Genomic DNA, 21,080 nt, shown 5'->3' with positions numbered 1-21,080 from the left:
CGCTCGTGGCCGGGCGCACGCCCGCGCGCACGGCTCGTACATACGTTCCTGCGCACGTGCGCCGTTGATGCGCCCGTCCGGGTGGGCATGCAATAGGACGGGGCGGCACGACGTGTCCGTACGCCCCGGGTCGCGGGCCCCTCGGTGGGCGTGCGGCCCTGTCGTACGCCTTGAGGAGGAACCATGGCCGACTCCCCCATGACCGAACCGGAGCGGGAGGCCCCCGCCGAGGTGGTGCCGCTGACCGTGCTCGGCGCCTGCGGCTGCGGATCGGGCTGCGGGTGCGGCTGCCAGTCCGGGGCGCCGTGCCAGTGCGGGGGCTGCTCCGGCTGACGCCGCCGGCCGCCGGCCCGTACGGGTTACGAGGGCGACGCCTCCGCCTTCGTGACCCGTGCCCCGGCCGGCCGCGCCGGTGCGGCGGTCTCCGCCACCGCGGTCTCCGCCGTCGGCAGGCCGCGCATGAGCAGCCAGTAGCCGGCGGAGGCCACCGTGCCCAGGAGGGCGGTGGTCGCCCACAGCCAGCCGGCGCCGAAGTGGTCGATGACCACACCGGACATCAGCGGGGCGATGAGCGCGGCGGCCGACCAGGACAGGGTGTACATGCCCTGGTAGCGGCCCCTGCCGTGGGCCGGGGACAGCTGGACGACCAGGCCGTTCTGCACGGGCGCGTTGATGATCTCGGCGACCGTCCACACGCTGATGGTCAGCGCGTACACCCCGACGGAACCGGCGAAGGCCGTCAGCCCGAACCCGTACCCCGCGAGCAGCGAGGAGGCGACGAGCAGCCGGCGCGGGTCGCGGCTCTGGATGAACCGGGTGACGGGGATCTGGAGCACGACGATGAGGACGCCGTTGACGGCGATCGCCGTACCGAAGTCGGAGCTGCTGAGCCCGTCCGCGCCCATGGCCACCGGCAGGCCCACGTAACCCTGCTGGAAGATCAGCGCGATCACGAACGACAGGCCGACGACGCCCATGAACCGTCCGTCGCGCAGCACGGTGGAGAGCCGTACGCCGTCGTCGGCGGGCGCCCCGCCGGCCGTGGGCCCGCCGGACCGCTCCGGGCGGGATTCCGGCACCTTCAGGAAGACGACGACCGCGCAGACCAGGGTCAACGCGGCCTCGCCGACGAAGCCCGCGAGATAGCTGTACTCGGCGACGAACCCGGCACCGGCGGAGGAGACCGCGAAGCCGAGGTTAATGGCCCAGTAGTTGAGGGAGAAGGCCCGCACCCGGTCCTTCGCGGGGACAATGTCCGCGATCATCGCCTGGACCGCCGGGCGGGAGGCGTTGCTCGCCATGCCGACGAGGAAGGCGACCCCGGCGATGGCCGCCGGATGCGTCATGAAGCCGAGCACGGCGACCGCGGCGGCGGTGGAGAGCTGAGCGGCGAGCATGGTGGGCCGCCGCCCGATGCGGTCGGTCAGCACCCCGGCCCCGAGCGAGGAGACGACCCCGCCGAGCCCGTGCAGGGCGGCGACGAGACCGGCGTACGAGGCGGAGTAGCCGCGGTCCAGGGTCAGATACAGGGCCATGAAGGTGGCGACGAACCCGCCCAGGCGGTTGACCAGGGTGCTGGTCCACAGCCACCAGAACTCCCTGGGGAGCCCGGAGACGGTTTCCCGGGTGGCACGGGTGGCCCGTCCGAGACCGGTGGCAGACATACGGGTTCCCCCCAGGGACGTACGACGGATGACGCCGGGGGAAGTAAGAGGCCCACCGACGGTCCGAACATTACGAATCCGTGGGAGGCCGCTGCCACTCAATTGACGCGCCCCGTCAAACGACGGAAGACCCCTCCTCCGGTCCCCTCCGGCCCTGTCCGCTCTGTGACCGGTCGCGCGCGGCTCGGACGGGTTCGATTACGCTCGGACTCATGGCCGACGCACCGTACAAGCTGATCCTCCTCCGCCACGGCGAGAGCGAGTGGAACGCGAAGAACCTGTTCACCGGATGGGTGGACGTCAACCTCACCGAGAAGGGCGAGAAGGAGGCGGTCCGCGGCGGTGAGCTGCTGAAGGACGCCGGCCTGCTCCCCGATGTGCTGCACACCTCCCTCCAGAAGCGCGCCATCCGCACCGCCCAGCTCGCGCTGGAGGCCGCGGACCGCCACTGGATCCCCGTCCACCGCTCCTGGCGTCTGAACGAGCGCCACTACGGTGCGCTCCAGGGCAAGGACAAGGCGCAGACGCTCGCCGAGTTCGGCGAGGAGCAGTTCATGCTCTGGCGCCGCTCGTACGACACCCCGCCGCCCGCCCTCGAGGACGGCACCGAGTTCTCCCAGAGCGACGACGCGCGCTACGCGACGATCCCGCCGGAGATCCGCCCGCGCACGGAGTGCCTGAAGGACGTCGTCACGCGCATGCTGCCGTACTGGTACGACGGCATCGTCCCGGACCTCCTGACCGGCCGCACGGTCCTGGTCGCCGCCCACGGCAACAGCCTCCGCGCCCTCGTCAAGCACCTCGACGGCATCTCCGACGCCGACATCGCGGGCCTGAACATCCCCACGGGCATCCCGCTCACCTACGAACTCGACGCGGAGTTCCGCCCCCTGAACCCGGGCGGCACCTACCTCGACGCGGACGCGGCCAAGGCCGCCATCGAGGCCGTGAAGAACCAGGGCAAGAAGTAACACCTGCCCCGAGAAGCCCCCGCCCCGGATCACCGGGGCGGGGGCTTCTTCGTGCTCCGGAACTCCCGGGCGGAAGTGACGCGCGTCACCCCGCCCCCGTACCCTGTGGCCCATGCGGGGAAGAGCGGGAGGGCGGTCATGGGTGAGCCTTTGAAGACCTTTGTCGGGGGTGCCGAGGTCGAGGTGCCCAACAGCATTCCGGCGATCCGGGACGCGTTGCCGGAGGGGCTGCGGGCGGAGTTCGAGCGGGCCATCAATGAGGCGGGGGTGCATGAGATCCAGGCCGTGATGCGGCACTGGATGCTGGAGGCCGTGCCCGATCCGGAGGCAGAGCGAATTCTGGACCGGCTGGCGCGGGACGAGGCCGAGAGGCGGAGCGTCGCTTGAGCTTCCGGATCTCCTACGCGCCGCCCGCCGACGACACCCTTGCCAAGATGGCGGACGGTGAAACATTCCGGGCCGGGATGGCGGCGACCCTGGGCCATGAGCCCTATGGGCACGGGTCGACCGCCGTCAAAGGGGAGCACGATCGCCGGGAGGCGACGGTCGCCGGGGCGATCGTGCTCTATTACGTCTCCGGTTCGGTCCTCACCGTCACCGTCGTACGGCTCGTTCCGCTTCCTTGACGGAAGGTCAGGCGAGCTTCTTCGCCTGGGCGTCGATCACCGCGGTCGGCAGGTCGAAGTCCTCGCCGGAACCCGCGGCCGCGAGGTTCATCGAGCTGAGCGTGGCGAGCGTCGCGCCCTGACGCAGCGCGGTGAGCTTGAGCGTGTTCTTCTCGCCGTCCGACTCCACCGTCACCGTCCAGGCCGCCGCCTCCTCGCCGCCCTTGACCTGCTCCTCCGCGATCTTGGCGACCTTCTGCTTGTCCCCGCCGACCGTGAGCGTGAAGCCGCCCGCGCAGTCCGTCGCGGCGGTGCGCAGCGCGGCCAGCGTCTCCTCGGCGCCCTTGCCGTCGTACGACGCGAGCGTGGTCATCGTGGTCGTGATGTCGAAGGCGGCCTTGAACGCCTCCTCCGGATCGGCGATGTCCTTGTCCGCGCCCTTCTTCGGCACGCTGGCCACCTTGCGCTGCGTCGAGGCGACGGGCGAACCGGCCTTGGCACCCATCAGCGCGTCGCCGAAGACGTCGCAGGACTCCTTGTCCGCGGTCACGTCCTTGGCGTCGATCAGGTCGGCCGGACCGGCCTTGGTGATCTTGTGGTCCTTGACGTCGCCCTGCGCCAGCGAGACCTGCTCCAGCTCGGCGGCGGACAGCGCCTTCGCGGGGGCCGCCGCGCCCTTGTCGGCGCCCTTCTCCGAAGGCTGGGCCGAGGAGCCCGCCGCCTTGTCGGCGCCCTTGTCGTCGCCGTCCGAACCGCAGGCGGCGGTGAACAGCGCCAGGGACATCACGGTGGCGGCAACGGCGGTACGGCGTATGACAGTGGGTCGCATGGCCCGTCCTTCTGCTCAAAGTGTTTCGCCCGCACGCGAGCAGCCCCGCCGGGTTCGGCGCGGCTGAAATGGGGGTGCGTGGGGGTGATCCAACTCTATGAGCCCGCTGTGGTTTGGCAATCCTTTACCTTGGGCATCGCACGTGATCGTGACGACGTCGTGATCACTTCGCGCACACCGTTCAGGGGGAGCCCGCCGTGCCGATCGATTCCGTTCCCGCCGATGTCCTCGGCGCGTTGGGCACACCGCCCGGCCTGGTCGCCTCCTGCGAACCGCTCACCGGGGGCACATACAACGCCGTCAGCCGCGTCCGGCTGACGGACGGGCGGGACTGGGTGGTGAAAGTGCCGCCGCCGGCCGCCGGGGACTGCCTGTCGTACGAACACGACCTGCTGGTCAACGAGGTGACGTTCTACCGGGCCGCCGCCGACGAGACCTCCGTGCCCCACGTCGTACGCGCCGAACTCGACCCGGCCGCCGCCACCGGCCCGTACGTGGTCATGTCCGCCCGCCCCGGCCGCCCCTGGCACGAGCTGACCGGCGCGATGGCCGACGGCGAGGAGGCGCGGCTGCGCACCGAGCTCGGGCGGATCGTCGGCCGGCTGCACGGCGTGCCCGCGCCGGGCGGCTTCGGCTATCCCTCGCAGGCGCTCGGCCCGCTCGCGCCCAGCTGGCGGCAGGCTTTCACCACGATGACGGACGCGGTCCTGGCCGACGCGCGGACGTACGCGGCCCGGCTGCCCCGTACGGCGGCGGAGACCGGCGCGGTGCTCGGCGCAGCCGCGTACGCACTGGACGACGTGACCCGGCCCGCCCTGGTCCACTTCGACCTGTGGCAGGGGAACATCCTGGTCACCGGTGAGCCGGGCGCCCGGTGGGTGGGCGGGGTCATCGACGGGGAGCGGATGTTCTGGGGCGACCCGGCCGCCGACTTCGTGTCGCTCGCTCTGCTGGGTGACATCGCGGACGACAAGGATTTCCTCGCCGGTTACGGGGAAGAGGCGCCGGGCGGGCCCGTGGAGTTCGACGGCTCGCTGCGGCTGCGGCTCGCGCTCTACCGGGCGTATCTGTACCTGATCATGCTGATCGAGACCGTTCCGCGCGGCACGTCCGGGGACCGGCTGGAGTGGACCTGGAACGAGGTCGCGCCCCGCCTGGAGGCCACACTGAAGGAGATCGAGTCGGCGACGCGCGTACGGGGGTGACGCGAGGTCAGTCCGCGGAGCGCCGGGTGAGGTGCGCGAAGGCGTCGAGATTGCGGGTGGACTCACCGCGCGAGACCCGCCAGGCGTACTCCTTGCGGATCGCGGTCGCGAAGCCGATCTCCAGCAGGGAGTTGAAGGCGCCGTCCGCCGCCTCCAGCACGGAGCCGAGCAGCCGGTCCACCTCCTCGGGCGTCACCACGGACAGCGGCAGCTTGCCGGTGAGGTAGATGTCCCCGAGCGGGTCGATCGCGTAACTCACGCCGAAGAGGCGCAGGTTCCGTTCCAGCAGCCAGCGGTGCACCGCCGCGTCGTTCTCGTCGGGGTGCCGGATGACGAAGGCGTTGAGGGAGAGGCTGTGCGCGCCGACGATCAGTGAGCAGGTGGTCGACAGCTTGCGGGTGCCGGGGAGCTGGACGACGTAGTTGCCCGGTGCGGGGCTCTCCCAGTCGAGCCCGGCGTCGGCGAAGCTCGCTTCGAGGACCTGGGCGGCCCGGGTGGCCTCGTTCTTCGCCGGTACGGGTGCGTCAGCCATGTTTCGAGCGTACGTCAGGTGGCAAAGGCGCGCGGTCGGGACCGGTGGTGAGGAGGGTTACGCGTGAACGGACGCGGGAAGAGGCCGCCGGGCTGTTACGCGTGACGCGTGCGGGCCCGCCTGCGGTGTTCCTGGATCGCGGCCGTGTACACCTCCGCGGTGGCGGCCGCCGCCGTGTCCCAGCCGAACCGCTGGGCGTGCTCCGCCGCCGCCCCGCCCATCCGGGCGACCAGCTCCGGCGCCTGCGCGAACCGCTCCAGCGCCTGGGCGTACGCGGCCGGATCGTGCCCCGGTATCAGGAAGCCGCTGACCCCGTCGCGCACGGCCACCGGGAGGCCGCCCACGGCCGCCGCGACGACCGGCGTCCCGGCCGCCTGGGCCTCGACCGCGACGAGCCCGAAGGACTCGCTGTACGAGGGCATGACGAGCACGGACGCGGCCCGGAACCAGTCGGCGAGCTGGTCCTGCCCGACCGGCGGGTGGAACCGTACGACGTCCGCGATGCCCAGCCGGGCCGCGAGCTTCTGCAGCCCCTCCGGCTTCGCGAGGCCGCTGCCGCTGGGGCCGCCGACGACGGGCACCACGATCCGGGACCGCAGCGAGGGGTCCCGGTCGAGCAGCACGGCGACCGCCCGCAGCAGCACGTCGGGCGCCTTCAGCGGCTGTATGCGGCCGGCGAAGAGGGGGATCAGGGCGTCCTGCGGAAGGCCGAGACGGGCGCGGGCGGCGGCCCGGCCGTCACCGGGGCGGAAGCGGTCGAGGTTGACACCGGGATGGACGACGGCGACGGCCTGCGGGTCGGCGTCGTAGAACCGGACCAGCTCGCCCGCCTCCTCGGCGGTGTTGGCGATCAGCCGGTCGGCGGCGTCCACGATCTGGGTCTCGCCGATGACGCGGGCGGCGGGCTCGGGGCTGTCGCCCTCGGCGAGCGCGGCGTTCTTCACCTTCGCCATGGTGTGCATGGCGTGCACGAGGGGAACGCCCCAGCGCTGCGCTGCCAGCCAGCCGACGTGCCCGGAGAGCCAGTAGTGGGAATGGACGAGGTCGTAATAACCGGGACGCTGACCGGCCCACGCCTGCATCACCCCGTGGGTGAAGGCGCAGAGCTGCGCGGGCAGCTCCTCCTTGGCCAGACCCTCGTACGGCCCCGCGTCGACGTGCCGGACGAGGACACCGGGCGCCAGGTCCACTGCGGAGGGCAGCCCTCCGGTGGTGGAGCGGGTGAAGATCTCGACCTCGATGTTGATCGCGGCGAGCCGCTTGGCCAGCTCCACGATGTACACGTTCATCCCGCCGGCGTCGCCCGTCCCCGGCTGGTGCAGCGGGGAGGTGTGCACGGAGAGCATCGCGATGCGGCGGGGCCTGCGGTGACCGGCGGTGAAGGAGCCGGTGAGACCGGCGGGGAACCTGAGACGCGGTGCGCCACGGCTGGTGCCGAGCCGAGAGACGTACTGGGTCACGTCGTCCGTCCTCCTCGCTGGGCCCCGGTGCCGGCGCGGTTCACGGCATGGCACCGAAGGGGCACACGGTCCCTTCGAAGGTGGGGAACAGCGGAATCCCTCCTTTCATTTCCGCTTTGCCAAATCATTACGGCACAAACGCGGGGGCCGTCCCGATGCTCTCCCGCCCGCCCGGCGCCCGCATCCGCCCGGATCGTTACGCTCTGTGTCATGCGCCCGATCGGCACCGCGACCCGCGGGACCACCAATCCGAACCGGCTGCGCCGCATGGACCGCTGGATCGCCGCCACGCACGGCCCCGCCCTGCGCCGCGCCGACACCCCCGTCGCCGTCGACCTCGGTTACGGGGCCGCGCCCTGGACCGCCGTCGAGCTGCTGGAGCGCCTGCGCACCGCCGAACCGCGTACGGCGGTGGTCGGCATCGAGATCTCCCCGGAGCGGGTCGCCGCCGCGCAGCCGTACGCCCGCGAGGGCCTCACCTTCCGGCACGGGGGCTTCGAGATCCCGTTGCCGGAGCGGCCCTCCCTGATCCGGGCAGCGAATGTGCTGCGCCAGTACGACGAGGGCGAGGTGGCCGGGGTCTGGCGGCGGCTGTGCGAGCGGCTGGCGCCGGGCGGGCTGCTGGTGGAGGGCACCTGCGACGAGATCGGGCGGCGGCACGTGTGGGTGGCGCTGGGTCCTGAGGGGCCGCGCACGGTGACCTTCGCGACCCGGCTCGGCTCGCTGGACCGGCCGTCCGATCTCGCCGAACGGCTGCCGAAGGCGCTGATCCACCGCAATGTCCCGGGTGAGCGGGTGCACGCCTTCCTGCGCGACTTCGACCGGGCGTGGGCGGCCGCGGCGCCCTACGCCTCGCTGGGGGCCCGGCAGCGCTGGATCACCGCGGTGCGGGCGCTCTCGGGCGACTGGCCGCTGACGGACGGGGTGCGGCGGTGGCGCCAGGGCGAGGTCACGGTGGCGTGGGGGGCGCTGGAACCCGGGGGGTGGTGAGGGGGCGCACTCGGGCGGCGCGGGGGCGCGTTCTCGTCGCGCCGGGATTCACCCCTGCGGTGGGAACGGCCGGCGGGCATCGTTCGTCGGAGTGAGTGGGGACGTCGGGGGCGCGGGGGTGGCGGGGAGTGACGGAAGAGCGAAGTGCCGCCCGAAGGCCGGAGTGTGTCTGCCTCTGTTGCTTTTCAGTACGGCATGGCACGATCTGGTCGACGCCACATGTTACTGACGGTTAATCAGTTTTCTGGTACTGCTCGAACAGTTGGGAACTGCTCGGAGGGGGAGCTCGTGTACCGACGCCACTGTGCCGCCGCCGCGATGACTCTGGTCTGCGCGCTGGCGGTCCTCGCCTCGCCGGTCCAGGCATTCGCCGCACCGACACCGCCGGGGTCCGCCGACGGCGGCGGGAAGAGCCTGGAACAGGTGCGCGCGGAGATCGACGAGCTGTACCTGGAGGCGGGCGCCGCCACGGACGCGTACAACCTCGCCGAGGAGAAGGCCAAGAAGCAGTCGGGCGAGCTGGTCGGGCTGGCGCAGTCGATAGTCGAGGGCCGGGCGAAGATCGCCGCGCTCAAGGACCGGGCCGGCGCCCAGGCCCGCGAGGAGTACCGCAACGCCGGGCTCCCGCCGGGCGCGCGACTCATGCTCAGCGGCGACCCGCAGCTCTTCCTCGACGGCATCAGCCGCACCCGCCAGGGCCAGCAGGCCGGCAAGGGGCTCCTGGAGGAACTGACCAGGACGCAGCAGGACCTGGAGACGTACACCAAGGACGCCAGCACCAACTGGACCAAGCTGGAAGCCAGCCGGGTCAAGCAGGCCAAGGCCAAGAAGAAGATCAACTCGCAGATAGCGGCGGCGAAGAAGCTGGAGTCGCGGCTGGAGAAGGAGGAGCGCGCCCGGCTCCTCGAACTGGAGCAGGAGGCGGCGCGGCAGGCGCAGACCGCCTGGCTCGACTCCGGCGCGCTGCAGGAGATCAACCGGGACGCGAGCCCGCTCGGCAAGCAGGCGGTGGCCTTCGCGACCGCGCAGATCGGCAAGCCGTACGTGTGGGGCGCGGAGGGCCCCAAGTCGTACGACTGCTCCGGGCTGACGTCCCAGGCGTGGGCGGCCGCGGGCCGCCCGATCCCGCGCACCTCGCAGGAGCAGTGGCGGCTGCTGCCGCACATCGCGATCAAGGACATGCGCCCCGGCGACCTGATCATCTACCACGCCGACGCCACCCACGTCGGCATGTACGTGGGCAACGGCCAGATCATCCACGCCCCGCGCCCCGGCCGCGACGTCACCCTGGCGGGCGCGGGCTCGATGCAGATACTCGGCGTGGTCCGCCCCGACGCGTAGTCCTTGGGCGGACGGCGGCTCGGGGTGCGGTGCCGCGCCGGACACGGGTGCCCCTGGCGGGGGGGGGGGGGGCGGCTGCGGCTGCCCGTACCGATGCGGGGGCGCGCCGCCGCGCGTCGGACCCGTTGCCCCTGGCGGGGCGACCCGCGCTTGGTCGGGCGAGGCGCGGGAGCCGGGACGCGGCGGCACGCCGGACGCGGGTGCCCCTGGCGGGGCGGCTGCGCCCGGGCGGGCGAGGCACTGACACCTAGCCCAGGGAGGCAGCGGCGCGCCCGGGCGCGCGAGGCGCCGGAGCCGGGACGCGGCGGCACGCCGGACGCAGTTCGCCCCCGGCGGGGCGGTTGCGCCCGGGCGGGGGCGGCACCGCGACCGGGACGCGGCAGCGCGGCCGTCGGGACCGGCAGGCGGGTGCCTCGGAGCTGCGGGGGCTTCCGCTCGGCCTGGCGCCTGCGGGCGCGCGTCCCGGGCCGGGCCCTCGACGCATGCGCGTCGGCGCAGCCGACCCCGCAGGGCCCGGGTGGGGTGACCTTTGTCATGTCGGGATCGGCCGCCTCCGCGCGGCCCACCGTGCCTGATCCGTGGTGGGACGCGGCTTATGGCGGTGCATATGCCAGGCGTGGCGGGCGGGTCGGCATTCCGTTCCCCTGGTCCGGACCGCTATGGTCCCCGTCTGGCGGGACGTCGTTCGTCGCTCCGCCGCGCCCTCGGGGGGAGGGAAGGAAACCCGAACCGATGCCCGTACCCGTACCGCAGCCGTGTTCCGCGCCCGCTGCGGAGAACAGCTCCGGCGCCGGCCTCACCCTCCTCGTGATCGAGGACGACCCGGCGGGCACCTTCACCGCTCCGGAGCTCTCCACCGCGGCCGGTGCCCGGGTCCGTATCCGTGCCGCCCGGAACCTCACCGAGGCGGGCCGGCTCCTCACCGACGACGTGGACTGCATCCTGCTCGACCTGGCCCTGCCGGCCGGCGCCGAGGCGCGGGGCGACGGCGAGGGCGAGCAGGACGGCCTCGCGACGCTCAAGCACGTCCTGCGGATCGCACCCCGGCACGCCGTCCTCGCCCTCACCGCGGAGGACGACGCCGAGCTGGCCGCCGAGGCGGTCCGGGTGGGCGCGCAGGACTATCTCTTCCGGGGCGAGCTGGACAGCAGGCTGCTGAGCCGGGCCATCCGCTACGCCGTCGAACGCAAACGGGCCGACGTCGCACAGCACCAGCTCACCGAGTCCCGACTGCGCGCCCAGGAGAACGCCCGGCTGGAACGCGGGCTGCTCCCGACCCCGCTCCTCGACGGCTCCGACCTGCGCTTCGCGGCGCGCTACCGCCCGGGCCGCAGCCGCGCGCTGCTGGGCGGGGACTTCTACGACACCGTCCGCACCCCGGACGGCACGGTGCACGCGATGATCGGCGACGTCTGCGGCCACGGCCCGGACGAGGCCGCGCTCGGCGTGGAACTGCGCATAGCGTGGCGCGCGTTGACGCTGGCGGGGCTGTGCGGCGACGAGCTGCTGTCCACGCTCCAGGAGGTCCTGGAGCACGAGCGGGAAAGCGAGGAGATCTTCGCGACGCTCTGCACGGTGGACATCGCCCCGGACGGCCGCCGCGCTGGCCTGTGCCTGGCCGGGCACCCCGCGCCGCTGATCGCCCGCCACGGACGGGCGGCGCAGCTGCTCCCGTACGAGGACGGCGGACCGGCCCTGGGCCTGCTGCCGCGTGCGCGGTGGCCGCGTCGGCAGGTGGAGCTGGGCGGCGCCTGGAGCCTGATGATGTACACGGACGGCCTGATCGAGGGCCGCGTCGGCGACGGCACGCAGCGCCTCGGCCAGGACGGCATGGTGGCGATGATCAACCGGCAGCTCGCCGAGGGCCTGACCGGCGAGGAGCTGCTGGAGGCGGCGGTCACCCAGGTGCGGGAGCTGAACGGCGGCGAGCTGACGGACGACGTCGCGGTCCTGCTGCTCGACCGCGACCAGGACACCGCCCGGTCCCGGCCCCCGGTCGGCGCGCGGAGCGTGAACATCCCGCGCCCGCGCCCGGCCTCACCGGCGGCGGCTCAGCGCCCGCCGTTGTAGGGCCCGTACGGGCCGTCGCTGCTGGATCCGCCGCGTCGGCGGCCACCGCCGCTGACGGCCTTGAGGGCGGGCCGTACGTCCACGAAGAAGACGATGGTGGCGATCAGCCCGGCGATCTGCAGGAAGATGAAGATGGGCCAGAGGTTCACCGCGACCACGATGCCGAGAATGATCAGCCAGAAGGACTTCTTCTGCTTGTCCGCGGCGCGGTAGGCGTCCTCGCGGGCCATCAGGGCCATGACCAGCGCGACCACGGCGAGGACGAGCATGGCCGCGGAGAGCAGCCCGAGGAACGAGTTGAAGCCGTCGAGCAACATGATGTGCACCGCCTAGTCGGGTGAAAGCGCCTCGCGGCCAAGGTACCGGGACAACGAACGGGCCACCCGGAATGTGCCCGCCCGCCGCCCCGGCACACCTGCCGGGGGCATCGGTGCTACTTGCCGGAGGGCGGGGTGGCCTTCTTCGCGGCGGGCTTCCGCGCCGGAGCCTTCTTGGCGGCGGCGGGCTTGGCAGCGGCGGCGGGCTTCGGCTTCGCGGCGGCCGGCTTGGCCGTGGTGGCGGGCTTGACGGCGGCCGGCTTCGCGGCGGGAGCGGCCTTCGCGGGGGCGGCCGGCTTCGGCGCGGCAGCCGGCTCGGACTCCTTGCGCGGCTCCACGACGACGGCGATCTCCACGATCTCGTCGGCGGTCTCGCCCCGCCACGTCCGCACGGTGCGCTCGCCGCGCTCGGCGACCTTCTCGTACGTCTCCCGGGCCCGTACGGCGTACTCGGCGGCGACGCCCACCCCACGCAGCGCCAGGTCCTGGGCGTTCTCGCCGAGCTTCTTCAGGTCGGTGTCGAAGGCGCCGATCACCTCGGTGACCTTGGCCTGGAGAACGGACTGCGCCTCCCGGGCCTGCTCGGTGACCTTCTCCTGCACGACCTTGGGGTCGGTGTTCCGTACCGCCTCGATCCGCTCCGGGGCCTCGGCCCGCAGCTGGTCGAGCAGCGCGGGCACCTTGCGGGCCTGGCGCACGGCGAGGTCGGCGGTGCCGGCGGCGAAGTAGAGGGGGGTCGGGTCGGTGAGGGTCTTGCGCAGGTCATCGGTGATGGCCATGACTGTGGTCCTCCCGGATCATCAGACTGGGTGTGAGGGTGATGGAGCTCTCAAGCTGTATCGGCAGCACTGCCGTCGGCATTGAAAGGAGCGTCTGCCCCGGCCTCGTCGTCCAACCCGTTCTCCTTGCGGAAGGACGCGTAGATCTGGAGCAGCACGCTCTTCTGGCGCTCGTTGATCGACGGATCGGCGAGGATCACCGCCCGCGTCTCCAGCTCGTCCTGCTGCCGCTCGTCCAGAATCCCGGCCCGTACGTACAGGGTCTCGGCGGAGATGCGCAGCGCCTTGGCGACCTGCTGCAACACCTCGGCGCTCGGCTTGCGCAGCCCGCGCTCGATCTGGCTGAGGTAGGGGTTGGACACGCCGGCGGCATCGGCGAGCTGCCGCAGGGAGAGCTGCGCACTGCGGCGCTGCTCCCGCAGATACTCGCCGAGATTGCCGACGTTGAGTGAGGCCATGCCTCGATGCTGCCTACCCTTGCTAACTTTTGCAAGCAGCCGCTTGCAAAAGTGTTCCACGTTACTCGCCTGCGAGACCGGCCTGCCCATCGTCCCCGGCGAGCGGCGGCCCCGGACCGGCAGGATGGGTGGATGGGAAACGTGTCGTTACGCCGCCTCGACCTCGGGTACTTCGTCCGGCCCGCCTCGGAGACGGGCGGCCCGCAGCCGCGCGTCGAGCCCGTCCTCGGCTACCTGGTCCGGCACGAGAAGGGGCTGATCCTCTTCGATACCGGTATCGGTGACGCGGGTCCGGAGACCGAGGCGCACTACCGGCCCCGGCGGCGGGCGTTGCGGGAGGCCCTGTCGGGAGCCGGGGTCGGGCTCGACGACATCTCCCTGGTCGTCAACTGCCATCTGCACTTCGACCATTGCGGCGGGAACCCCCTCCTGGGCGGCCGGCCCATCCTGGTCCAGGACGTCGAACTGGCCACCGCCCGCGCGGGCGACTACACCGTCGACGCGCTGATCGACTTTCCGGGTGCGGTGTACGAGGAAGTCAGCGGCGAAGCCGAGATCTGGCCAGGAGTCCGGATCGTTCCGACGCCCGGGCACACCGACGGGCACCAGTCGCTGGTGGTCCGGCAGAGCGACGGCACGGTGGTCCTCGCCGGGCAGGCGCACGACTTCGCCTCCCACTTCGCGTCCGACCAGCTGGCGCGCCAGGCGGCGCTGGACGGCGTGGAGCCGCCGCTTCCGCCGTATCGGCCCTGGCTGGACCGGCTGGCCGACTTCGACCCGCGCCGTGTGCTCTTCGCGCACGACTGCTCGGTCTGGGAGCCGGGCCGGTCCTGAACGAGCCGGAGACCCGTACATGGCTCCTGGACGGTACGGAGGCACAGCGGGCGGTCCTCACAGTGGAGCCCGTCCTCCTCCTCAGCCGCGCCCCCCGAGGAACCCCGCCACCACCGCCCCGAACGCCTCCGCGTCGTCCGCCCACGGATAGTGCCCCGCCCCCGGCTGCACGACGAGCGCGGCGTCCCGGAACAGTTCGGCGAACGCGGTCACCGCACGTGGCGGGCTGTTCAGGTCGTACGCGCCGGCCAGCAGCAGGACGGGCGCGGTGAGAGAGGCGAGGGCCTTGCGGGTGGCCGGCGGATCGAACGCCCCCTCGGCGCCGAAGAGGGCGACGGACTCCGGGTTGCCGGGGCGGCCGAGCGCCTGCAAGCGGCGGGCCGCGTCGTCCCAGCGGCCGTGGAAGAACGGCTCGACGGCCTCCCAGTCCGTGCCGTTCCCGCGTGTGATCGCCTCCAGCGCGGGGAAGGCCGCCGGGAACCACGGTTCGCCGCTCCTCAGCCGCGCGAGCGCCCGCCGCTCGTCCCCGGTGACGTCGATGCCGACCGCCCGCGTGCTCGGGGCGATCAGGGCCAGCCCGCCGATCCGGTCCGGGTGGCGCTCCGCGTACCGCACCGCGATGTTCGCCCCGGCGGAGTGGCCGAGCAGATCGACGCGGTCGAGCCCGAGGTGGCGGCGCAGCGCCTCCACGTCCTCGGCCAGGCGGTCGCAGCGGTACGTGGAGACGTCCGCCGGGACCGCCGAGCCGCCGTTGCCCCGCAGGTCGGGGACGACGAGGCGGCGGTGGGCCGACAGTCCGCCGAGGTCGCCCAGATAGCGGGAGTCGGCCGGACCGCCAGGCACGCAGACGACCGGGTCGCCGGGGCCGTCCCCGTACGTCCGGTAGGCGAGCAGGGTGCCGTCGGGCGCGGTGAAGGTGTGCGTGGTCATGAGGGCAGAGTGACAGTAATAACCGGGTTGTACAACCTGGTTATGGGGTCCCGGTATATAACTGGGTTGTGGCAGGCGATCCGACGCAGCAGAAGAACAGCTCCCCCGCGCTCACCGAGGCGCAGGCCGCGCGCATGCTCGCCGGGATGAACGAGGTCATCCGCGCGGGCGAGGAGGCGCGTCGGCTGCGCACCGAGATGGTCAAGGTGCTCGCCGACCTCGGCTGGACCCAGGAGCGCATCGCCCGTCTCACCGGGATGAGCCAGCCCGCCGTCTCCAAGCAGGTGGTCAAACACCGCGACGCCGGACCGGCCCGGCCCCTCGGCCTCGCGCTCGGGCAGGGCGACCCCCCGTGGCTGGAGGGGCGACTGTGGGGCGTCGCCGAGGACATCGCGGAGACGTACGGCTCGGCCGCGCGCTGTCACCCCGTCGTCGAGGCCCTCGCGCGCGGCCGGCAGCGCCTGACGCCCGAGAACACCGACGCGCTGCGGCGGCTCGTCGAGGAGGACCTGCGGCGGTACGGGGACGGGCTGGCGGCGCACCGGGCCGCGTACGACGAGATCAGCCGTGCGCTCGACGTGCCGTCACGGACCGCCGGCACGCCGCCCGGCTCCGCGTCCGTACGCCGTACGCTCGCCCACCGCCTGCAACTAGACCGGCTCCGGGGTGGCGACGACCTGCCCTCCCACCCCTAGGGCCTGCTCGGCCTGCTGGCCGTACGGGCCCGGCGGCGCGGGCCGGCCGGATCGGCGATGGGGGCCGCGCTGGCCGCGTGCGACGAGGCGTTCCGGGCGACCGCCCACGAGTCGTACTACGAGATCCGCGCACAGGCGGACCGGCAGGCGCCGATGGCCTCGCCCGACGACGCGTGGCGGCCCCTGGACGCCCTGCCGCGCACGCGCCGAGCCCAAGGGCCCCGGAGCCCCGGGAGGGCGTTCCTCCGCTGGTGGCGCCGGGGCTGACCCGCCTCAGAACACGTCCGGGCACCAGGCCCGCCGCGCCGCCCGGAACACCGCGTCCGCCTTCGCCGTCGCGCCCGGGGTCAGCTCCTCCACCAGCCCCAGCGCCGCCAGCCGCAGGGCCGATTCGTCGCCCAGCCAGAGCGTCCCCAGCTCCCGGACGTCCAGCGCCAGGTCCGCCGAGCGCGTCGTCGGCGCGCAGGTGGCGCCGTCCGGGGTGGCGTCCAGGTGGAAGCGGCCGGCCGCGAAGCCCGCCGCGTCCCGGATCTCCAGGACCAGCGACCCGGGCACCGCGTAGGTACGGGCCTCAAGGGCGCGTACGACGTCCAGGACGCGCACCCACAGGAAGTCCGCCTGCGTCACCACACGCGCCGCGCGCGGGTCCGGCAGCAGCAGCGGGAGCAGGTCGTCCGCCGGGCGGATGCCGGTACGGATGGTGGAGATCCAGTCCACCGAGCACAGGAAGTGCCAGAGCGCGCGCTCCGCCGCCGGGGTCACCGCGATCATGTCGCGCACCTTCGCACCGTTCAGCGGCTGCTTCGCGTCGCCCCAGTTGTCGTCGGCGCGGTAGATCAGCAGGCCGTCGACCGTGCCGTCCGCGCCCCGGTACACAGCGTAGAAGGGTTCGGTCCAGTGGTCGTGCGGGAAGAGCTGCTGTCCCGTGAGCAGGTTCCACCAGCGGTCGTCCCGGCTGACCGCCCCGTGCTGCCGGGCCCGCAGCCGGTCGTGCAGTACGGGGCCCAGCTTCCGGACCTCCGCGCCGTCCACCAGGTCGATCCGGCCGCCGTCCCCGTCCGCCGGGACCCTGCGGTGCGGGTCGAGGCCCGTGCGGTGGACGTCGACCTCCCACACGGTCGCCTGGGCCGCCGGGCCGAAGCCGTACCTGCCGTAGATCGGGTACTCGGCGGCGATCAGCGTCGCCGCCACGTCCCCGCCCTCCTTCGCCTCCGCGAGGTCCGCCGCCATCATCCGCGAGAGCAGACCGCGTCGCCGGTGGGTCGGCGAGACGGTGACGTTGGTGACCGCGTCGGTCGGCACGGTGGCACCGCCGACCACCGTCAGCTCCTGGGCGAAGGAACGGAACGTGGCCACGCACCGCCCCGCGTCGAACGCCCCGCGCGTACGCGAGAGGTCCATGTACGCCAGGCGCCCCGACACCTCCTCCTCCGGCGGTGTGGGCGGCCTGAGGAAGCCGGTGTTCAGGGCGCGCAGCCAGTCGGGGAACTCGAACGGGGTGACGGTACGGATATCGAGGGCGTTCATGCGCCCCACGCTAGGCAGCGCACTACGGGATGTCGCCCGGTTTTGGCGCCCGTGCGCGCGGGAAGAGCCGGGGCTCAGAAAGCCGCCCGGATCTCCCCCACCTCCACCCCGCCGCCCAGCAGCGGCGCCCGGCCGATCCGCCCGACCACCGGGGCGTCGATCCCCAGCAGCCCCAGCGCCCGGGCCAGGACCGGGCCCAGTGCCCGGGTGGAGCCGTCATCGATCTTGAAGGCCAGGGCCCGGCCGTCCGCCAGGGCCACCGCCTGCACGGCCTCCGCGCCCATCTTCGACAGGGTGCCGGGCACCTCGCGCATCAGCCAGGTGTCGGGGCGCCGGGTGCCCGCCACGTACTCCGGGTGCGCCCGCATCGCGTCGGCCACCCGGCGCTCCGCCGTACCCGGCTCGGCCGTGACGAAACCGCGGAACGCGCGCGCCAGGCCCACCAGCGAGATCGCCATCAGCGGTGCCCCGCAGCCGTCCGTGCCGACGGCGGCGACCTCCTCGCCCGCGGCCTCCTCCACGACCTGGTGCACCAGCTGCTGGAGGGGGTGCGCCGGGTCCAGGTAGCCGTCCATGTCCCAGCCGTTGCGCGCGCAGACGGCGAGCATCGCCGCGTGCTTGCCGGAGCAGTTCATCGTGATGCGCTCGCGGACACGGCCGGCGGCGAGATACGCCTCGGCCTCCACCGCGTCCAGCGGCAGGTCCGGCGGGGTCTGAAGGTCCTCGGGCGACAGTCCGTGCTCGGTGAGCATCTTGCGTACGAGATCGAGGTGGAAGTCCTCGCCGGAATGGCTCGCGGCGGCCAGCGCCAGCCGCTCCCCCGCCAGGTCGAGCCCGGCCCGCAGCACCGCCGCCGCCTGCATCGGCTTGCTGGAGGAGCGCGGGAAGACCGGCGCCATCGGGTCGCCCAGGGACAGCTCCACGCTGCCGTCGGCGGCCAGCACGACCAGCGAGCCCCGGTGGTGGCCCTCGGTGAAACCGGACCGCACGACCTCCGCCAGCACGGGCAGGCCGGGGGCCGGGTCGGATATGGCGGGGGTGCGGGCTGCGCTGGAGGTCATGGTGGCCTTCCGGGGACGGGAGGGACCCGCCCGTCCCCGGAGGGATCGCCTCAGGCGAGCAGGTCGTCTACTTGTGCTTCCCCGTCACGGTACCTGCGGGCGATCTCCGCGCCGCAACCGTCCGCCGTGCGCTGGAGCCGGTGCCGGCGCCGGGAAACCTGCTGCTCGTAGCGGACCAGCCGCCCCATCGCGGTGTGCAGCTCTTCGTCCGTCCGGGCGTCGAGGTCGGACAGCTCCACCTCGGCCAGCGTCTCGGCGGCGAGCTTGCGGTACTCGTCGCTGCGCGGCGTGGACAGCGTGACGTGCCGGGCGGACGAGCGCTGCGGCGACGGGGCGTCGGCGAGGATCTCCGACAGCCGGTCCACCACCGGCGACTCCGGGTCCCGGCGCCGGGCCAGCTCGGCCCGCAGGATGTCGATCCGCCCCTGCACGAGCCGCCGCACATAGCTGAGGTCGGCCTCGTCGCGCTGGGCGTCGCGGCGCAGCGCGCGCAGCTCCGGCAGGCGCAGGGCGGTCAGTTCGGCCCGGGCCGCTCCGTCGCCGGTGTCGTCGCCCTGCCCGGTCCGCTGTACGGGTGGGCGCATGGTGCTGATGCTCGTACCGTTGCCCGTGCTGCTGCCGGCACCGGGGCGCGCGACCGGCACTGCGCCCGGGGACTGCCCGGTTCCATGGGTGCTCATGCTTGTGTCCATCCCCTCGACCCGGTGCGTCGGCGCACCGCCTCCCGAGCATCGTGCCACCCCGAGGGGCCTTCTGAGGTTGCTCTGTACCCGTTCGGCCCAAGATAGGTTGGTCTGTATGCGTGCAGTGGTACAGAGGGTGGATGGTGCGAGCGTCACGGTGGCGGACGCCGCGGACGGCGACGGCGGTTCCCGCGTCGTCGGGGAGATAACCGGCGAGGGCCTGTGTGTGCTGGTGGGGGTGACCCACGACGACACCCCGGAGAAGGCGGCGCAGCTCGCCCGGAAGCTCTGGTCGGTCCGCATTCTGGAGGGCGAGAAGTCCTGCTCCGACGTGAATGCGCCGCTTCTGGTGATTTCGCAGTTCACCCTCTACGGGGACGCCCGGAAGGGCCGCCGCCCCACCTGGAACGCCGCCGCGCCCGGCGAGGTCGCCGAGCCGCTGGTGGACGAGGTGGTGGCGCGGCTGCGGGCGCTCGGGGCGACGGTGGAGACGGGCCGGTTCGGGGCGGACATGCGCGTCTCGCTCACCAACCACGGCCCGTTCACCGTCATCGTCGAGGTCTGAACCCCGCCCCCGGAGCTCCTACGGTTCGACCACCGTCTCCTGCGCCGCCGCCGTGTCCCCGGCCAGCAGCTGCGCGTCGACCGCCACGTTCCGCTTCACCAGGGCGAGGGCGATCGGACCCAGCTCGTGGTGGCGGGCGGAGGTGGTGACGAAGCCCAGCTGGCGGCCCTCCGGCCCGTCCGACGCGAGCCGGACCGGGGTGCCGGGGCCCGGCAGGTGGACCTCGCTGCCGTCCAGGTGCAGGAAGACCAGGCGGCGCGGCGGCTTCCCCAGGTTGTGCACCCGGGCGACGGTCTCCTGACCCCGGTAGCAGCCCTTCTGGAGGTGCACGGCGACGCCGATCAGGCCCAGCTCGTGCGGGATGGTGCGGTGGTCGGTCTCGAAGCCGAGCCGCGGCCGGTGCGCCTCCACGCGCAGCGCCTCGTAGGCCAGCACCCCGGCGACCGGGCCGTGCTCCGCCGCGTACGCCTCAAGACCGGCGCGCGGCAGGAACAGGTCGCGGCCGTGCGGCGTCTCCCGTACGACGGCCCCGTCCGGGACCTCGGCGATCGAGCCGGCCGGGAGGTACACCACCGCGAAGTCCTCGGTGCGGTCGGCGACCTGCACCCGGTAGAAGAACTTCATCGACTCCAGGTACGCGATGAGGTCGCCCTGCGTACCCGGTTCGACGTGCATCCACACCGTCTCGCCGTCGTCCACGAGATACAGGGCGTGTTCGATGTGGCCGTTCGCGCTGAGGATGAGCGCTTCGGTGGCCTGGCCCGGGGCGAGCTCGGTCACGTGCTGCGTGATCAGGAGGTGCAGCCAGGCCAGCCGGTCGCTGCCGGTGACGGCGACGACGCCGCGGTGCGAGAGGTCGACCAGGCCCGAACCGTCGGCGAGGGCGCGCTGCTCGCGGAACAGGTCGCCGTAGTGCGCGGCGACGCCTTCGTCGCGGCCCTCGGCGGGGACGGCGCCGGGCAGGGACAGCAGGGGGCTCTTCATGCGACCAGCGTACGACTGGTTTTCGGACCTCGGCCGCCCGGTGCCCCGGGGCCCGGCGGCCCGATGCCTCAGGCCGTGGCCGCCCCGTGCCTCAGGCCTCGTCCGCCGGGGCCGGAGCGGCGGCGTCCGGGTCGTCCTTCGCCGCCTTCGCCGTGCAGTCGGCGCAGCGGCCGAAGATCGCGAAGTGCTTCATGTCCGTCTCGAACCCGAACGCGCCGCGCAGCTTCTCGGTGAACTCCGCGACGACACTCACGTCGGCCTCGATCACGTCCGTGCAGTCCCGGCACACCAGGTGGATGTGGTGGTGGCGGTCGGCCAGGTGGTACGTGGGAGCGCCGTGCCCCAGATGGGCGTGGCTGACCAGCTGCAGCTCCTCCAGGAGCTCCAGCGTCCGGTAGACCGTCGAGATGTTCACGCCCGACGCGGTCCGGCGCACCTCGCAGAGGATGTCGTCGGGCGTCGCGTGTTCGAGCGTGTCGACGGCCTCCAGGACCAGCTGGCGCTGCGGGGTCAGCCGGTAACCGCGCTTCCGGAGATCGGTCTTCCAGTCGGTGCTCACCACAGCCCCCAGTGTAGGTCC

The 21,080-nt window shown here is 73.0% G+C and carries 25 protein-coding genes; 12 read left to right on the top strand and 13 right to left on the bottom strand.

The window, feature by feature from the left end:
- Window positions 1–183: 183 nt before the first annotated feature.
- A complete protein-coding gene (locus AMK18_RS34845) occupies window positions 184–333 on the top strand; it encodes a hypothetical protein (RefSeq protein ID WP_185992863.1) in 150 nt (49 codons plus the stop codon).
- 26 nt (window positions 334–359) lie between these two features.
- Here the strand turns inward: AMK18_RS34845 and AMK18_RS08610 are convergent, their stop codons facing one another.
- Complete coding sequence (locus AMK18_RS08610; RefSeq protein ID WP_073862374.1) at window positions 360–1,664, bottom strand: MDR family MFS transporter; 1,305 nt, start codon at window positions 1,662–1,664, stop codon at window positions 360–362.
- A 212-nt stretch (window positions 1,665–1,876) separates the two neighbouring features.
- On the opposite strand from AMK18_RS08610, the gene AMK18_RS08605 reads away from it, so the two are divergent.
- From AMK18_RS08605 to AMK18_RS08595, 3 genes are all read left to right on the top strand, one after another.
- The gene (locus tag AMK18_RS08605; protein WP_018101617.1) at window positions 1,877–2,635 is read left to right on the top strand and encodes a phosphoglyceromutase; all 759 of its coding nucleotides are present in this window, start codon (window positions 1,877–1,879) and stop codon (window positions 2,633–2,635) included.
- Between the two features lie 138 nt (window positions 2,636–2,773).
- Window positions 2,774–3,022, top strand: coding sequence for a hypothetical protein (locus AMK18_RS08600; protein WP_073863201.1), 249 nt, complete (start codon window positions 2,774–2,776; stop codon window positions 3,020–3,022).
- Complete coding sequence (locus AMK18_RS08595; protein WP_018101626.1) at window positions 3,019–3,261, top strand: hypothetical protein; 243 nt, start codon at window positions 3,019–3,021, stop codon at window positions 3,259–3,261. The genes AMK18_RS08600 and AMK18_RS08595 overlap by 4 nt, the downstream gene beginning before the upstream one ends.
- Window positions 3,262–3,268: 7 nt before the next feature.
- On the opposite strand, the gene AMK18_RS08590 is transcribed toward AMK18_RS08595, so the two are convergent.
- The gene (locus AMK18_RS08590; protein WP_073862373.1) at window positions 3,269–4,069 is read right to left on the bottom strand and encodes a hypothetical protein; all 801 of its coding nucleotides are present in this window, start codon (window positions 4,067–4,069) and stop codon (window positions 3,269–3,271) included.
- A gap of 197 nt (window positions 4,070–4,266) precedes the next feature.
- Here AMK18_RS08590 and AMK18_RS08585 point away from each other — a divergent pair, with 197 nt between their 5' ends.
- A complete protein-coding gene (locus tag AMK18_RS08585) occupies window positions 4,267–5,274 on the top strand; it encodes a phosphotransferase family protein (protein ID WP_073862372.1) in 1,008 nt (335 codons plus the stop codon).
- A 7-nt stretch (window positions 5,275–5,281) separates the two neighbouring features.
- Here AMK18_RS08585 and AMK18_RS08580 read toward each other — a convergent pair whose 3' ends face one another.
- Window positions 5,282–5,806, bottom strand: coding sequence for a YbjN domain-containing protein (locus AMK18_RS08580; RefSeq protein ID WP_018101629.1), 525 nt, complete (start codon window positions 5,804–5,806; stop codon window positions 5,282–5,284).
- Between the two features lie 95 nt (window positions 5,807–5,901).
- Window positions 5,902–7,266, bottom strand: a complete 1,365-nt coding sequence (gene mshA / locus AMK18_RS08575) for a D-inositol-3-phosphate glycosyltransferase (RefSeq protein WP_073862371.1) — start codon at window positions 7,264–7,266, stop codon at window positions 5,902–5,904.
- A 210-nt stretch (window positions 7,267–7,476) separates the two neighbouring features.
- Here mshA and AMK18_RS08570 point away from each other — a divergent pair, with 210 nt between their 5' ends.
- The 3 genes from AMK18_RS08570 to AMK18_RS08560 all read left to right on the top strand — a co-directional run bounded on the left by AMK18_RS08570 (window position 7,477) and on the right by AMK18_RS08560 (window position 11,667).
- Window positions 7,477–8,256, top strand: a complete 780-nt coding sequence (locus tag AMK18_RS08570) for a class I SAM-dependent methyltransferase (RefSeq protein ID WP_073862370.1) — start codon at window positions 7,477–7,479, stop codon at window positions 8,254–8,256.
- A 288-nt stretch (window positions 8,257–8,544) separates the two neighbouring features.
- Window positions 8,545–9,597, top strand: a complete 1,053-nt coding sequence (locus AMK18_RS08565) for a C40 family peptidase (RefSeq protein ID WP_073862369.1) — start codon at window positions 8,545–8,547, stop codon at window positions 9,595–9,597.
- 732 nt (window positions 9,598–10,329) lie between these two features.
- On the top strand, window positions 10,330–11,667 hold the full coding sequence (locus AMK18_RS08560; RefSeq protein WP_073862368.1) for a PP2C family protein-serine/threonine phosphatase: 1,338 nt from the start codon (window positions 10,330–10,332) through the stop codon (window positions 11,665–11,667).
- On the opposite strand, the gene AMK18_RS08555 is transcribed toward AMK18_RS08560, so the two are convergent.
- From AMK18_RS08555 to AMK18_RS08545, 3 genes are all read right to left on the bottom strand, one after another.
- A complete protein-coding gene (locus AMK18_RS08555; protein ID WP_018101634.1) occupies window positions 11,649–11,984 on the bottom strand; it encodes a DUF2516 family protein in 336 nt (111 codons plus the stop codon). The two genes, AMK18_RS08560 and AMK18_RS08555, sit on opposite strands and share 19 nt — an antisense overlap.
- Window positions 11,985–12,100: 116 nt before the next feature.
- Window positions 12,101–12,763 carry a hypothetical protein gene (locus tag AMK18_RS08550; RefSeq protein ID WP_073862367.1) on the bottom strand — a complete coding sequence of 221 codons (663 nt, stop codon included), beginning with the start codon at window positions 12,761–12,763 and terminating at the stop codon, window positions 12,101–12,103.
- 50 nt (window positions 12,764–12,813) lie between these two features.
- Window positions 12,814–13,221, bottom strand: coding sequence for a helix-turn-helix domain-containing protein (locus AMK18_RS08545; RefSeq protein WP_018101636.1), 408 nt, complete (start codon window positions 13,219–13,221; stop codon window positions 12,814–12,816).
- Between the two features lie 132 nt (window positions 13,222–13,353).
- Between AMK18_RS08545 and AMK18_RS08540 the strand changes: the two genes are divergently transcribed.
- The gene (locus tag AMK18_RS08540; RefSeq protein ID WP_073862366.1) at window positions 13,354–14,055 is read left to right on the top strand and encodes an N-acyl homoserine lactonase family protein; all 702 of its coding nucleotides are present in this window, start codon (window positions 13,354–13,356) and stop codon (window positions 14,053–14,055) included.
- Between the two features lie 81 nt (window positions 14,056–14,136).
- Here AMK18_RS08540 and AMK18_RS08535 read toward each other — a convergent pair whose 3' ends face one another.
- A complete protein-coding gene (locus AMK18_RS08535) occupies window positions 14,137–14,985 on the bottom strand; it encodes an alpha/beta fold hydrolase (RefSeq protein WP_073862365.1) in 849 nt (282 codons plus the stop codon).
- Between the two features lie 68 nt (window positions 14,986–15,053).
- Between AMK18_RS08535 and AMK18_RS08530 the strand changes: the two genes are divergently transcribed.
- Both AMK18_RS08530 and AMK18_RS08525 read left to right on the top strand, forming a co-directional pair.
- On the top strand, window positions 15,054–15,680 hold the full coding sequence (locus AMK18_RS08530; protein WP_073862364.1) for a hypothetical protein: 627 nt from the start codon (window positions 15,054–15,056) through the stop codon (window positions 15,678–15,680).
- Between the two features lie 57 nt (window positions 15,681–15,737).
- Window positions 15,738–15,947, top strand: coding sequence for a hypothetical protein (locus AMK18_RS08525; protein ID WP_241836513.1), 210 nt, complete (start codon window positions 15,738–15,740; stop codon window positions 15,945–15,947).
- A gap of 6 nt (window positions 15,948–15,953) precedes the next feature.
- Here AMK18_RS08525 and AMK18_RS08520 read toward each other — a convergent pair whose 3' ends face one another.
- From AMK18_RS08520 to AMK18_RS08510, 3 genes are all read right to left on the bottom strand, one after another.
- Window positions 15,954–17,207, bottom strand: a complete 1,254-nt coding sequence (locus tag AMK18_RS08520) for a GNAT family N-acetyltransferase (protein ID WP_073862362.1) — start codon at window positions 17,205–17,207, stop codon at window positions 15,954–15,956.
- Window positions 17,208–17,281: 74 nt separating this feature from the next.
- Window positions 17,282–18,268: an asparaginase gene (locus AMK18_RS08515; protein ID WP_073862361.1), complete on the bottom strand. Its 987-nt coding sequence runs from the start codon at window positions 18,266–18,268 to the stop codon at window positions 17,282–17,284.
- Window positions 18,269–18,318: 50 nt separating this feature from the next.
- Complete coding sequence (locus tag AMK18_RS08510; protein WP_198956966.1) at window positions 18,319–18,948, bottom strand: RsiG family protein; 630 nt, start codon at window positions 18,946–18,948, stop codon at window positions 18,319–18,321.
- Window positions 18,949–19,066: 118 nt separating this feature from the next.
- Here AMK18_RS08510 and dtd point away from each other — a divergent pair, with 118 nt between their 5' ends.
- The gene (gene dtd / locus AMK18_RS08505) at window positions 19,067–19,516 is read left to right on the top strand and encodes a D-aminoacyl-tRNA deacylase (RefSeq protein WP_073862360.1); all 450 of its coding nucleotides are present in this window, start codon (window positions 19,067–19,069) and stop codon (window positions 19,514–19,516) included.
- Window positions 19,517–19,534: 18 nt separating this feature from the next.
- On the opposite strand, the gene ygfZ is transcribed toward dtd, so the two are convergent.
- Window positions 19,535–20,500, bottom strand: a complete 966-nt coding sequence (gene ygfZ, locus AMK18_RS08500; protein WP_073862359.1) for a CAF17-like 4Fe-4S cluster assembly/insertion protein YgfZ — start codon at window positions 20,498–20,500, stop codon at window positions 19,535–19,537.
- Window positions 20,501–20,591: 91 nt separating this feature from the next.
- Window positions 20,592–21,062: a Fur family transcriptional regulator gene (locus AMK18_RS08495; RefSeq protein ID WP_018101646.1), complete on the bottom strand. Its 471-nt coding sequence runs from the start codon at window positions 21,060–21,062 to the stop codon at window positions 20,592–20,594.
- Between the last annotated feature and the right edge of the window lie 18 nt (window positions 21,063–21,080).

This window comes from Streptomyces sp. CB01249 (assembly GCF_001905735.1).
Lineage (GTDB): Bacteria > Actinomycetota > Actinomycetes > Streptomycetales > Streptomycetaceae > Streptomyces.
This window is presented reverse-complemented; position numbering and strand designations above follow the sequence as displayed.

Excerpts from the sequence above, each read along its gene's own strand:
- AMK18_RS08570 (WP_073862370.1), top strand. The coding sequence starts at position 7,477 with ATGCGCCCGATCGGCACCGCGACCCGCGGGACCACCAATCCGAACCGG.
- AMK18_RS08605 (WP_018101617.1), top strand. The coding sequence starts at position 1,877 with ATGGCCGACGCACCGTACAAGCTGATCCTCCTCCGCCACGGCGAGAGC.
- AMK18_RS08550 (WP_073862367.1), bottom strand. The coding sequence starts at position 12,763 with ATGGCCATCACCGATGACCTGCGCAAGACCCTCACCGACCCGACCCCC.
- AMK18_RS34845 (WP_185992863.1), top strand. The coding sequence starts at position 184 with ATGGCCGACTCCCCCATGACCGAACCGGAGCGGGAGGCCCCCGCCGAG.
- AMK18_RS08540 (WP_073862366.1), top strand. The coding sequence starts at position 13,354 with ATGGGAAACGTGTCGTTACGCCGCCTCGACCTCGGGTACTTCGTCCGG.
- AMK18_RS08590 (WP_073862373.1), bottom strand. The coding sequence starts at position 4,069 with ATGCGACCCACTGTCATACGCCGTACCGCCGTTGCCGCCACCGTGATG.
- AMK18_RS08610 (WP_073862374.1), bottom strand. The coding sequence starts at position 1,664 with ATGTCTGCCACCGGTCTCGGACGGGCCACCCGTGCCACCCGGGAAACC.
- dtd (WP_073862360.1), top strand. The coding sequence starts at position 19,067 with ATGCGTGCAGTGGTACAGAGGGTGGATGGTGCGAGCGTCACGGTGGCG.
- AMK18_RS08535 (WP_073862365.1), bottom strand. The coding sequence starts at position 14,985 with ATGACCACGCACACCTTCACCGCGCCCGACGGCACCCTGCTCGCCTAC.
- AMK18_RS08580 (WP_018101629.1), bottom strand. The coding sequence starts at position 5,806 with ATGGCTGACGCACCCGTACCGGCGAAGAACGAGGCCACCCGGGCCGCC.
- AMK18_RS08520 (WP_073862362.1), bottom strand. The coding sequence starts at position 17,207 with ATGAACGCCCTCGATATCCGTACCGTCACCCCGTTCGAGTTCCCCGAC.
- AMK18_RS08545 (WP_018101636.1), bottom strand. The coding sequence starts at position 13,221 with ATGGCCTCACTCAACGTCGGCAATCTCGGCGAGTATCTGCGGGAGCAG.
- AMK18_RS08525 (WP_241836513.1), top strand. The coding sequence starts at position 15,738 with ATGGGGGCCGCGCTGGCCGCGTGCGACGAGGCGTTCCGGGCGACCGCC.
- AMK18_RS08555 (WP_018101634.1), bottom strand. The coding sequence starts at position 11,984 with ATGTTGCTCGACGGCTTCAACTCGTTCCTCGGGCTGCTCTCCGCGGCC.
- AMK18_RS08560 (WP_073862368.1), top strand. The coding sequence starts at position 10,330 with ATGCCCGTACCCGTACCGCAGCCGTGTTCCGCGCCCGCTGCGGAGAAC.
- ygfZ (WP_073862359.1), bottom strand. The coding sequence starts at position 20,500 with ATGAAGAGCCCCCTGCTGTCCCTGCCCGGCGCCGTCCCCGCCGAGGGC.
- AMK18_RS08515 (WP_073862361.1), bottom strand. The coding sequence starts at position 18,268 with ATGACCTCCAGCGCAGCCCGCACCCCCGCCATATCCGACCCGGCCCCC.
- AMK18_RS08600 (WP_073863201.1), top strand. The coding sequence starts at position 2,774 with ATGGGTGAGCCTTTGAAGACCTTTGTCGGGGGTGCCGAGGTCGAGGTG.
- AMK18_RS08510 (WP_198956966.1), bottom strand. The coding sequence starts at position 18,948 with ATGAGCACCCATGGAACCGGGCAGTCCCCGGGCGCAGTGCCGGTCGCG.